Genomic DNA, 10,614 nt, shown 5'->3' with positions numbered 1-10,614 from the left:
TATCGGAAATTTAACTGCTACATTGGTGGTTCTGATTTTACTACCAAAGAATTATGCGTATTGCCGTCTGCGTCTCTCTCATGATGGCGTTACATCCAGTGGGGGAAATATATGGAATCTAAGATTAGCTTGCAGAACATCGCTATCCGAGGCACCTTGTTTTTAGAGGAAAACGGAGAGCTAATTGAACAAATCTTAGGAGACGTTAAGAAAACTGAACTTCCTCCTGAGCTTGATAGCCAAGTCGTTAACATTGACCAAGAGAACCCCAAAAACTCTGCGTTGATCTTCTCTGATGGGTTGCCTGATGGTCCGGTTATTGCCCCGGGATCAATTGAAATATTCTCATTATCGGTCGATGATGATGGAGATATTTCGGTGTCCGTTGATTTTTCAGCCGAAAACCTCGAGGTTCTAGAGGGGCTGTTTAATGCTATTGTTTCACACACCTCAATTCACATCACTGACTTCAACCCTAAATACAAAATTGATTATGCCTTTTCCGAACTGGTCTTTGAGGTAAATGGCCCAGAAGATTTCGAATATACTGGTGTTAAGTTTAGCGATGGAAAATATGACCACATCATACAATCTTCCTCATCAGAGGGATGGCTTGACGATGAAAGTGTCACTAGCGAACCAAACGAGGAAGAAGAGGCTGATTCCATAGAAGATGGAAATACCGCCGTCACAATTATGAATCAGGAACACTTTGATATTGAAGACGACGGCGACACTATCCAGCACCGAGTTGAGGATATCCAGAAGACCTTGACGAGGATTGTCCCATGACAGGTAGTAATTCCCCAACCCTGCGAGTTAGCAAGGGGTGGGAAGAAAATGATGTTTCAGCTCGTAATGTTGCAGAGCTGAAGAGTATTCTCTCCACCTTTACTAAGAATACGGATGAGATGGCCGAGCTCGCGTTTGATGGTGAAACACCCATTGTGATGAGACAGGCTGAAACGGGTGATATGGTTGTTAACGTTTCTGCAGAGTACAAATCTGCTGCAGGCAGCTCATCAGGGAGTTCGTCCCCCGAATCCTTGACATATAACCAGGTGAAGGGGATCTTCCAACAGGTTGACTCACCTGCAGTGACAACTGATGAGATTGCAGATAGCCTTGGTTGTACGCAGCAAGAAGCACGGTATCAGCTGACTGAACTTGAACATCGAGGACGAATTAAACGTAGGAAATCTGGAGAGACTTTCCTTTGGTGGCCTACAGAAAACTCTCACAATGGCTCCTTAGATACATCATCGGAGGCCATCAAAGAAGGGGTTAGAAAGAGCAAGGAAGATATTAAGGAGTGGGCTCAGGAGAATAAAAGAGAAGGCGAGTCGTTACAAGACGCATACGACCGCATTCGCGGCAACCCTAGCTTTGACACTGTTAAGAACCTTCTTCTAGGCGAGGGCAACTCTGAAAGCAGCATGGTCGAAATAATGGATAGCATGGAGAACTATGAACAAAGCCAGAAAGAAGATGTAAAGAATATGTTCGATGATTCTTGACACCAACTTCCTGTCTCATTTAATTGATGAGGATCAAGAAGCCTGGGATGTAGCACGTGATATCCATGCCAATGATGTCGACAAGAAAATCACGCCCGTAGTTCTATTCGAACTTTATTACGGGGCCGTATCAAACGGCGATGAAAATCTAATTAGAAGAGTTCGAAACGTGGCGAAAATGTATGATATGGTGCCCATGTCAGATGACAAAGTAATGTTGGGCGCAGAACTTCTCGCTGACGCCGATTCAAAGGAAGGGGGGGACTGTGGCGTTGGCCAGCGAGATGGTATGATTGCAGGGGTGGCGGCTGACGAGGATGAGCCTGTACTCACAGAAAATGTGAGTGACTTTGAGAAGTTAGATGTGGGTTTAGAGGAGTTCTGAAATAGTTATTTCCCATAGCTACCGCTCAATCCCACCCTGTTCGGAGATCTGCAGGATGTTCCGCATATTCAGGTAGACGTGCTGGGCGTCGGTCTCCTCGTTCTCGTCGTAGATGTCGCTGACGCGGTGGACGACTGCGGCGATGCGTTCGGCTTCGTCGCTGCCATCTTGTTCACGCAGGTCGTCGGCGACCTCACGGAGCACGTCGCGCTTCCCGTCGTCGCTTGCGATGCCGTCGTCAGCTTCGTCAGTCATCGGTGACGCTCCGCCGGGTGACGATGCCGACCATGTCCGAGGTTTCGGCGACGAGGTCGCGGAACGCGTCGCCGGTCTGGTTGTCGTCGTCGAGGACGACCGGCTGGCCTTCGTCGCTGCCGGTGCGCACACTCGGGTCGAGCGGGATGGAGCCGAGGAACGGGAGGTCGTTGTCGTCGGCGAACTGGCTGCCGCCGCCGCTGCCGAAGATGTCGTGTTCGCCGCCGCAGTCCGGGCAGACGAACGTGCTCATGTTCTCCGCGACGCCGAGGACGGTGGTGTCGTGGCGGCCGAACATCCGGAGTCCCTTGCGAGCGTCGTCGACGGCGACGTCCTGCGGGGTGGTGACGACGACAGCGCCCGTGATGGGGACTGTCTGGAGCATCGTGAGCTGGGTGTCACCGGTGCCCGGCGGGAGGTCGACGACGAGGTAGTCGAGGTGGCCCCACTCGACGTCTTCGACGAGTTGCGTGAGGACCTTGTGGACCATCGGGCCGCGCCAGATGACGGGGTCGTCCTCGCCGACCATGAACGCCATGCTCATCAGTTTCATTCCGAACTTCTCGGGGGGGACGATGGTCTCGCTCTCGGTGGCCTGCGGATGGTCGTCGGCGTCCACCATCCGGGGGACGTTCGGGCCGTAGATGTCGGCGTCGAAGAGGCCGACGCGCGCGCCGCGGTCCGCAAGGCCGGCGGCGAGGTTCACGGCGACTGTGGATTTGCCGACGCCGCCTTTGCCGGAGGCGACGGCGATGACGTTCTTGACTCCGGGAAGGACGTCTGCGCTCGTGCGGTCGGGGATGGCGGCGGTGAGGTCGACGTCGAGGCCGGCGTCGTCGAGTTCTTCGCGCACGCGAGCGGCGATGTCGGTCTCGGCGGGCGAGTAGGGCGCGCCGAGGGCGAGCGAGAGCGTGACGTGGTCGTCCTCGACGGCGAGGTCGTTGACGAGGCCGAGAGAGACGATGTCGTCGCCGAGCGCCGGATCTTCGACGGCCCGAAGGCACTCCAGCACGTCGTCTTCGTTCATGGACGCGAGTAGGGGTGGGTGCGCCGATAAGGGTTGTGTCGGCGGACAGCCACGGTGTCTCTACTGCCGGCCGTATCCGCAAATAGGCTGCTGAGTGTAACCACAAGTGGTTACGAGTCGTTCGGTGTGCACCCGCGAGTTTATACTTCTGTGTGTGCCACGTTTACGCATGCTAGCGGACTCGTTCGGTCGGGAGGTCACCGGCGTTCGGGTGTCGCTCACCGACCGGTGTAACTTCGATTGCGTCTACTGCCACAACGAGGGGTTGGGGGACACGCGCGGGCCGATGGACCCTCGCGGCCACGAGATGAGCGCGGACGACGTGGTCCGGTTTCTGGAGGTCGCCGCGGAGTTTGACGTGGACAGCGTGAAACTCACGGGCGGCGAACCGATGCTCCGCGACGACCTGGAGGAGATCATCGAGCGCGCGCCGGACTCGATGGAGGTGTCGATGACGACGAACGGGACGTTCCTGCCGGGGCGCGCGGAGGGCCTGGTGGACGCAGGACTGGAGCGAGTGAACGTCTCTCAGGACGCACTGGACGCGGATGCGTTCCGGGAGTTGACCCAGAGCGGGGCGTACGACCGCGTGATAGAGGGCGTTCGCGCGGCGGTCGACGCCGGCCTCGACCCCGTGAAGCTGAACATGGTCGTGTTCCGGAAGACGGCGGGATACGTGCCCGAGATGGTGGACTACGTCGCGGAACAGGACTCCCTCCAGTTGCAACTCATCGAGTTCATGCCGGAGCTCGTGGGGAAGCCGGAGTGGGCGGTGGACATCGGGGACGTCCACGACTGGTTGGCGGAGCGCGCGGACCGCGTCGAGACGCGGGAGATGCACGACCGGAAGCGCTACTGGGTCGGCGGAGACGGTGGCGAGTCGGACGGAAGTGGCGGCGGGATGGTCGAGATCGTCGATCCCGTGGGGAACGAGGAGTTCTGCGCGAACTGCCACCGCGTGCGCGTCACCCACGAGGGCTACCTGAAGGGGTGTCTGAATCGGAACGACGACCTGCGCTCGATGGGCGAGATGACGAAAGCCGAGATTCGGGAGGCGTTCCGGGAGACGGTCGAGGACCGCGTGCCGTACTACGGCGAGTACATGGTGCGGGACGGCGAGGGTGGCTGGGAGGTGAACGACGATTACGTCGAGGTGTAGTTCTGCCTGCGGCGCAGTGTTCCGGGGGCGTTCGTCCAGATTCTCACCCATGGCTCCCTCCCCGGCCTTTCGTGATGTTTAAGTACGGGCCGCGATTCCTCTCACACGTAGTCACTGTAGGGGCGTAGGCCCCGAGTCCGCAAGGGCGAAGATACGAGAAAGCTCTGTCGTGGTAGCCTAGCCTGGTCAAGGCGCAGGGTTGCTAACTCTGTGGCGTAAGCCTCCGGGGTTCAAATCCCCGCCACGACGCCTTTCACACGAGAGACCAAAACATGAGCACGGAAGAACAAGAGGACGCGGACGAGGACGTTCAGTACTTCGTCCGTATCGGTCAGACGGACCTCGACGGCACGAAGACCGTCGAGCGAGCCCTCGCCGAGTTAGACGGCGTTGGCCGCCGTGTGGCGCGAGTCATCGCGGACGACTCGGGTGTCGACCGCACCGCGACCTTCGGCCGCCTCGACGACGACGCCATCGAGAGCGTCAAGGAGGCAGTCGACGGCTTCGCGGAGCACGCACCCGATTGGCTCGCGAACCGCCGGAACGACTTCTACACCGGCGAGACGCACCACATCACGGGCAACGACGTCGGCCTGACGCGCGACCAGGACATCAACCGCATGCGGATGATCCGCTCCTACAAGGGCATCCGACACGAGCGCGGACAGAAGGTCCGCGGTCAGCGCACGAAGTCCACCGGCCGCACGGAAGGCACCATCGGCGTGAACGTGGAAGCGATCAAGGAACAACAGGCAGAAGAAGAAGCAGCCGAGGGAGGTGAGGAATAATGGCAGTACCCGGTGAGAACACGAAGTTCTACGAGACGCCGAACCACCCCTACCAGGGCGAGCGGATCGCCGAGGAGTCCGACTTCCTCTCCCGCTACGGCCTGAAGAACAAAGAGGAGTTCTGGCGAGCGCAGTCCGAACTGCGTTCGTACCGCCGCGAGGCGCGACGTCTGCTCGGGCAGACGGAGACCGCCACCGGCGAAGACTTCCTCGCTCGACTCAAGCGCTACGGCGTGCTCTCCGAGGAGGAGAGCCTCGACGACGTCCTGTCACTCGACGTGACTGACGTCCTCGAGCGCCGTCTCCAGACAGTCGTCTACCGCAAGGGGCTGGCGAACACGGTGGGGCAGGCCCGCCAGTTCGTCGCCCACGGCCACGTCACCATCGACGGCCGCCGCGTCACCGAGCCGTCGTACACTGTCGAGGTCGCGGAGGAGGACGACGTCGCTATCGACGAGACGAGCGAGCTCGCAGACGAACTACACCCGGCGCGAGCGGGTGAGCAGGAGACATAACATGGCTGACGATACAACCTGGGGCGTCGCGCACATCCACGCCTCGTTCAACAACACCGTGATGACGGTGACGGACCAGACGGGCGCCGAGACGCTGGCCAAGTCCAGTGGCGGCTCCGTCGTAAAGCAGAACCGTGACGAGGCGTCCCCGTACGCTGCGATGCAGATGGCAGAACAGCTCGCGGAGGACGTCCTCGAACAGGGTATCGAGAAGGTGCACGTCCGCATTCGCGGTCCCGGCGGCAATCTCCAGCGGAGTCCGGGTCCGGGCGCACAGGCTGCGATCCGAGCGCTCGCTCGCGCGGGCCTCGAGATCGGCCGCATCGAGGACGTCACCCCGATCCCCCACGACGGCACTCGGCCGCCGAAGAACAGCGGGTACTAACACATGAGCACGGACTTCGACGTCGAATTCATCGACCAAGACGACCGGGAAGCCCGGTTCGTCGTCCGCAACATCACGCCGGCGTTCGCGAACGGCATCCGGCGAGCGATCCTCGCCGACGTGCCGACGCTGTCCATCGACAGCGTCCGCTTCGTCGAGAACTCCAGTGTGATGTTCGACGAACAGATCGCGTTGCGCCTCGGCCTGGTGCCGCTGACCACGCCCGAGGACTTCACAGAGGACGACACAGCGACGCTCGCACTCGACGTCGAGGGCCCGGGCACGGCGTACTCCGGCGACCTCGTGAGTTCCGATCCGGACGTCGAACCCGCCGAGCAGAACGTCCCAATCATCCACCTGAAGGACGACCAACGCCTCGAGCTCGAGGCCGACGCCGTCCTCGGAGTGGGCCGTGACCACGCCAAACATCAGGGCGGCGTGGCCGTCGGTTATCGACACCTCCAGCAGGTGACCGTGGAGGGTGACGCGGCGGAGTACGAGGACGACGAACCCCAGATTCTTCGGGGCGTCATCGAGGAGGACGACGAACTCGTGCCGACCGAGGAGTTCGACAACGACCTCTCCGAGCGGTACCCCGAGAAGGAGGTCAGCGTCGAGGACGTCTCCGGCGCGTTCGTCTTCCACGTCGAGTCCGACGGCTCGATGCCCGTGACCGAACTGGTGCTCCGTGCGGTCGACTCTCTGGCCGACCGCGCGGACGAACTCGAACAGGCAGTTCAACTGTAATCAATGACACACCCGACCCTTACCACCGCACGGACGACCGCTCCTGCCCCGGGAGCCGCGGGTCCACCAATCGAAATCGGTAAAAAGGGTCGGGAGCAACTGAGGAGTGTAGTGCCGGCGACGGCGTGCAGGGATAGCCAAGTCAGGCCAAAGGCGCAGCGTTCAGGGCGCTGTCCCGTAGGGGTTCGCAGGTTCAAATCCTGCTCCCTGCACTACACTTCTCGCCGAATTCAGGAGTACGAGTATGAGTAAGACAAGTCCGAGACTCAGCAGTCTCATCGCTGAACTGAAGTCCACCGCCCGCGATTCGGGCGCGGACCTCTGGCACGACGTCGCGGGGCGACTGGAGAAGCCGCGCCGCACGCACGCCGAGGTAAACCTGAGTCGCATCGAGCGGTATGCAAACGAGGACGAGACCGTCGTCGTCCCCGGCAAGGTGCTGGGGTCCGGCGCGCTCCGGAAGTCCGTCACCATCGCTGCCGTGGATTTCTCCGGCAGCGCGAAGACGAAGATCGAGCACGCCGACGGCGACGCCGTCCACTTGGAACAGGCAGTCGAACAGAACCCCGAGGGTAGCGACGTGCGGGTGATCCGATGAGCCTCGCAGAGTTCGACGCCGACGTGGTCGTCGACGCGCGAGACTGCATCCTGGGTCGCGTCTCGAGCAACGTCGCTCAGCGCGCCCTCGACGGAGAGACGGTCGCCGTGGTGAACGCCGAGAACGCGATCATCACTGGCACGAAAGAGGACGTCTTCGGGACGTACAACAAGCGAGCGGAGCTCGGCTCCGACCGCGGCCCGTACTACCCGAAGCGCCCCGACCGCATCTTCAAGCGCTCGATCCGCGGGATGCTTCCGTACAAGCAGGACCGCGGCCGCGAGGCGTTCGAGAACGTCCGCGTCTACGTCGGCAACCCGACCGAGGACGACGGCGAGATCCTCGACGGCACCTCGCTGGACCGACTCTCGAACATCCGCTTCGTCACCCTCGGCGAAGTCTCCGAAGAACTGGGGGCTAACGTCACATGGTAACCAACACGTCCGGTAAGAAGAAGACGGCCGTCGCTCGCGCCACCGTGAGCGACGGGAAGGGTCGCGTGCGAATCAATTCCACGCCCGTCGAACTCGTCGACCCCGAGATGTCTCGCCTCAAGATGCTGGAGCCGTTCCGCATCGCTGGCGACGACCTCCGGGACGACGTCGACGTCGACATCGACGTCTCCGGTGGCGGGTTCGCGGGGCAGGCTGACGCCGCCCGCACCGCCATCGCGCGCGGACTGGTCGAACACCTCAACGACGCGGAGCTCCGCGACTCGTTCATGGAGTTCGACCGCAGTCTGCTCGTCAACGACGTTCGACAGCGTGAGTCCAAGAAGTGGGGCGGTCCCGGCGCTCGGGCCCGCTACCAGAAGTCCTACCGCTGAGGTAATCCAACTATGATGGTACCAGTCCGGTGTTTCACGTGCGGCAACGTCGTCGGTGAGTACTGGGAGGAGTTCGAGGCCCGCGCCGCGACGATGGACGGCGACGAGGATCCGGCGGACGTGCTGGACGACCTCGGCGTCGACCGGCACTGCTGCCGGCGGATGCTCGTCTCCCACCAGGACCTCGTGGACGTGGTCGCTCCCTACCAGTGATGACCGAGACACAACACTTCAACCGGTACGAGAAGGCTCGCATCATCGGTGCTCGAGCGCTGCAGGTGTCTTACGGGGCACCGGTACTGGTCGACACCGACCAGACCGAACCCATCCTCATCGCGGCCGAGGAGTACGACGCGAACGCGCTCCCGTTCACGGTTCGGAGGGGGAACTGAGATGACGCGCATCGAGTCCGTCCGTTTCCGCCCGATCCTCGACTCCCGCGGCAACAAGACCGTGGAGGCCGAGGTGACGACCGAGAGCGGTGGATTCGGTCGTGCTGCCGCCCCGTCCGGGGCGAGCACGGGTGAGTACGAGGCCATCGAACTCCCAGTCGAGGACGCCATCGCGGCGGCCCGCGAGCGCGCGGCGCCGCGCCTCGAAGGCAGGGAGTTCGCGGGCGACCAGCGCGGCGTCGACGCCGCGTTGCGCGCCGCCGACGGCACGGAGAACTTCTCCGAAATCGGCGCGAACAGCGCCGTCGCCGTCAGCATGGCCGCGGCGAAGGCCGCAGCGGACGTACTCGGTGTGAACCTCTACCAGCATCTCGGCGGCGCGTTCCGCGGCCGGAACTTCCCGGTTCCGCTCGGGAACGTCGTCGGCGGCGGCGCACACGCCGAGGACGCCACCGCAATCCAGGAGTTCCTCGCGGCCCCCGTCGGCGCGCCGAGCGTCCGGCAGGCCGTGTTCGCCAACGCCGCCGTCCACCGGCGCGTCGGCGAACTCCTCTCCGAGCGCGATATTCCCGCGGCGAAGGGAGACGAGGGCGCGTGGGCGCCGTCGATCGGCGACGACGCCGCGTTCGACCTCGTCGACGAGGCCGTCTCGGACGTCTCCGAGGGCTTCGGCTTCGAGATCCGATTCGGACTCGACGTTGCCGCCGCGGAGTGCTACGAGGACGGGCAGTACGTCTTCGGCGACGAGACGCGCTCCACGGCCGAGCAGATCGACTACGTCGCCGGCCTCGTCGACGAGTACGACCTCGCGTACGTCGAGGACCCACTGGACGAGGACGACTTCGAGGGCTTCGCCGAGTTGACCGAGCGAGTCGGCGACGACACTCTGGTCTGTGGTGACGACCTGTTCGTCACGAACACGGAACGCCTCCGCACGGGCATCGAGGAGGGCGCGGCCAACAGCATCCTCGTGAAGCCCAACCAGATCGGGACGCTCTCGGACGCCTTCGACGCCATCGAACTCGCGACCTCGAACGGCTACGACGCCGTGGTCTCACATCGCAGCGGTGAGACCGAGGACACGACCATCGCACACCTCGCCGTCGCGACCGACGCCGCGTTCATCAAGACCGGCGCGGTCGGCGGCGAGCGAACCGCCAAGCTGAACGAACTCATCCGCATCGCGGACGACGCATGAGCGAGAACGAATCCGACACAGAGGCGGAACTCGAGGACGCCCCCGAGGACGCGCAGGACGCGCCTGCCACCGAGGAGGGCGCCGAGAGCGACGCCCAGACTGACGAACAGACGAACGAACAAGCCGAGACGACGACCGAGGAGCCCGACCCGGCCGCGGCGGCCGACGAGGACGTGATGTCCGACGAGGACGCCGACCTCCTCATCCCCGTCGAGGACTACCTCGGTGCCGGTGTCCACATCGGTACCCAGCAGAAGACCAGCGACATGGAGCGGTTCATTCACCGCGTCCGGACCGACGGTCTGTACGTCCTCGACGTCTCGAAGACCGACCAGCGCATCCGCACGGCAGCGAACTTCCTGGCGAACTACGACCCGGAGCAGATCCTGGTCACGAGTTCCCGCCAGTACGGCCGCTTCCCCGCGGAGAAGTTCGCGGAAGCCGTCGGCGCTCGCGCACGCACGGGTCGATTCATCCCGGGCACCCTCACGAACCCGCAGTACGAGGGCTACATCGAGCCTGATGTCCTCGTCGTCACCGACCCCATCGGTGACTCGCAGGCCGTCAAGGAAGCCATCACGGTCGGTATCCCCGTGATTGCGATGTGTGACTCCAACAACGCCACCTCGAACGTGGACCTCGTCGTCCCGACGAACAACAAGGGACGCCGCGCGCTCTCGGTGGTCTACTGGCTGCTCGCCAACGAGACGCTCGACCGTCGTGGCGCCGAGCCGACGTACGCTCTCGACGACTTCGAGAGCGGCCTGTAGAGCGTTTTCGACGTTTTCTGATTCTGTTTCCGCGGTCTACCGTCAGTAGCGG

17 protein-coding genes and 2 tRNA genes are annotated in these 10,614 nt (G+C 62.2%); 17 read left to right on the top strand and 2 right to left on the bottom strand.

The window, feature by feature from the left end; translation table 11 throughout:
• Positions 1-111 precede the first annotated feature (111 nt).
• The 3 genes from LT970_RS07865 to LT970_RS07855 are packed head-to-tail and all read left to right on the top strand — an operon-like array spanning position 112 to position 1,902.
• Positions 112-792 carry a hypothetical protein gene (locus LT970_RS07865; protein WP_232685913.1) on the top strand — a complete coding sequence of 227 codons (681 nt, stop codon included), beginning with the start codon at positions 112-114 and terminating at the stop codon, positions 790-792.
• A complete protein-coding gene (locus LT970_RS07860) occupies positions 789-1,517 on the top strand; it encodes a helix-turn-helix domain-containing protein (RefSeq protein ID WP_232685912.1) in 729 nt (242 codons plus the stop codon). Before LT970_RS07865 ends, LT970_RS07860 begins: the two co-directional genes overlap by 4 nt.
• Positions 1,507-1,902, top strand: coding sequence for a PIN domain-containing protein (locus LT970_RS07855; protein WP_232685911.1), 396 nt, complete (start codon positions 1,507-1,509; stop codon positions 1,900-1,902). The genes LT970_RS07860 and LT970_RS07855 overlap by 11 nt, the downstream gene beginning before the upstream one ends.
• A gap of 18 nt (positions 1,903-1,920) precedes the next feature.
• On the opposite strand, the gene LT970_RS07850 is transcribed toward LT970_RS07855, so the two are convergent.
• Positions 1,921-2,157 carry a DUF7976 family protein gene (locus LT970_RS07850; RefSeq protein ID WP_232685910.1) on the bottom strand — a complete coding sequence of 79 codons (237 nt, stop codon included), beginning with the start codon at positions 2,155-2,157 and terminating at the stop codon, positions 1,921-1,923.
• Positions 2,150-3,184: an Mrp/NBP35 family ATP-binding protein gene (locus LT970_RS07845; protein ID WP_232685909.1), complete on the bottom strand. Its 1,035-nt coding sequence runs from the start codon at positions 3,182-3,184 to the stop codon at positions 2,150-2,152. The genes LT970_RS07850 and LT970_RS07845 overlap by 8 nt, the downstream gene beginning before the upstream one ends.
• A 169-nt stretch (positions 3,185-3,353) precedes the next feature.
• Between LT970_RS07845 and moaA the strand changes: the two genes are divergently transcribed.
• The 14 genes from moaA to rpsB all read left to right on the top strand — a co-directional run bounded on the left by moaA (position 3,354) and on the right by rpsB (position 10,562).
• On the top strand, positions 3,354-4,343 hold the full coding sequence (moaA, locus tag LT970_RS07840) for a GTP 3',8-cyclase MoaA (protein WP_232685908.1): 990 nt from the start codon (positions 3,354-3,356) through the stop codon (positions 4,341-4,343).
• Positions 4,344-4,509: 166 nt separating this feature from the next.
• Positions 4,510-4,592 (top strand) — tRNA-Ser (locus LT970_RS07835).
• 23 nt (positions 4,593-4,615) lie between these two features.
• Entirely contained in the window at positions 4,616-5,131 is a 516-nt protein-coding gene (locus tag LT970_RS07830; protein ID WP_232685906.1) for a 30S ribosomal protein S13, read from the top strand.
• On the top strand, positions 5,131-5,646 hold the full coding sequence (locus LT970_RS07825) for a 30S ribosomal protein S4 (RefSeq protein ID WP_232685905.1): 516 nt from the start codon (positions 5,131-5,133) through the stop codon (positions 5,644-5,646). The genes LT970_RS07830 and LT970_RS07825 overlap by 1 nt, the downstream gene beginning before the upstream one ends.
• A gap of 1 nt (position 5,647) precedes the next feature.
• Positions 5,648-6,031 (top strand): 30S ribosomal protein S11, encoded by a 384-nt coding sequence (locus LT970_RS07820; RefSeq protein WP_232685904.1) that lies wholly within the window; start codon positions 5,648-5,650, stop codon positions 6,029-6,031.
• A gap of 3 nt (positions 6,032-6,034) precedes the next feature.
• The gene (locus LT970_RS07815; protein WP_232685903.1) at positions 6,035-6,778 is read left to right on the top strand and encodes a DNA-directed RNA polymerase subunit D; all 744 of its coding nucleotides are present in this window, start codon (positions 6,035-6,037) and stop codon (positions 6,776-6,778) included.
• 127 nt (positions 6,779-6,905) lie between these two features.
• Positions 6,906-6,990, top strand: a tRNA-Leu gene (locus LT970_RS07810).
• Between the two features lie 32 nt (positions 6,991-7,022).
• Positions 7,023-7,376, top strand: a complete 354-nt coding sequence (locus LT970_RS07805; protein ID WP_232685902.1) for a 50S ribosomal protein L18e — start codon at positions 7,023-7,025, stop codon at positions 7,374-7,376.
• Complete coding sequence (locus tag LT970_RS07800; RefSeq protein WP_232685901.1) at positions 7,373-7,810, top strand: 50S ribosomal protein L13; 438 nt, start codon at positions 7,373-7,375, stop codon at positions 7,808-7,810. The genes LT970_RS07805 and LT970_RS07800 overlap by 4 nt, the downstream gene beginning before the upstream one ends.
• Positions 7,804-8,202, top strand: a complete 399-nt coding sequence (locus tag LT970_RS07795) for a 30S ribosomal protein S9 (RefSeq protein WP_232685900.1) — start codon at positions 7,804-7,806, stop codon at positions 8,200-8,202. Before LT970_RS07800 ends, LT970_RS07795 begins: the two co-directional genes overlap by 7 nt.
• A 12-nt stretch (positions 8,203-8,214) precedes the next feature.
• Positions 8,215-8,415: a DNA-directed RNA polymerase subunit N gene (locus tag LT970_RS07790; protein ID WP_232685899.1), complete on the top strand. Its 201-nt coding sequence runs from the start codon at positions 8,215-8,217 to the stop codon at positions 8,413-8,415.
• Entirely contained in the window at positions 8,415-8,594 is a 180-nt protein-coding gene (locus tag LT970_RS07785; protein WP_232685898.1) for a DNA-directed RNA polymerase subunit K, read from the top strand. The genes LT970_RS07790 and LT970_RS07785 overlap by 1 nt, the downstream gene beginning before the upstream one ends.
• Position 8,595: 1 nt before the next feature.
• Complete coding sequence (gene eno / locus LT970_RS07780) at positions 8,596-9,792, top strand: phosphopyruvate hydratase (RefSeq protein WP_232685897.1); 1,197 nt, start codon at positions 8,596-8,598, stop codon at positions 9,790-9,792.
• Complete coding sequence (gene rpsB, locus LT970_RS07775) at positions 9,789-10,562, top strand: 30S ribosomal protein S2 (RefSeq protein ID WP_232685896.1); 774 nt, start codon at positions 9,789-9,791, stop codon at positions 10,560-10,562. Before eno ends, rpsB begins: the two co-directional genes overlap by 4 nt.
• The last annotated feature ends 52 nt before the right edge of the window (positions 10,563-10,614 follow it).

The sequence above is a fragment of the Halobacterium zhouii genome (assembly GCF_021249405.1).
Lineage (GTDB): Archaea > Halobacteriota > Halobacteria > Halobacteriales > Halobacteriaceae > Halobacterium > Halobacterium zhouii.
Note: the sequence above shows the minus strand (reverse complement) of the source record. Positions and strands in the feature narration are given on the sequence as shown.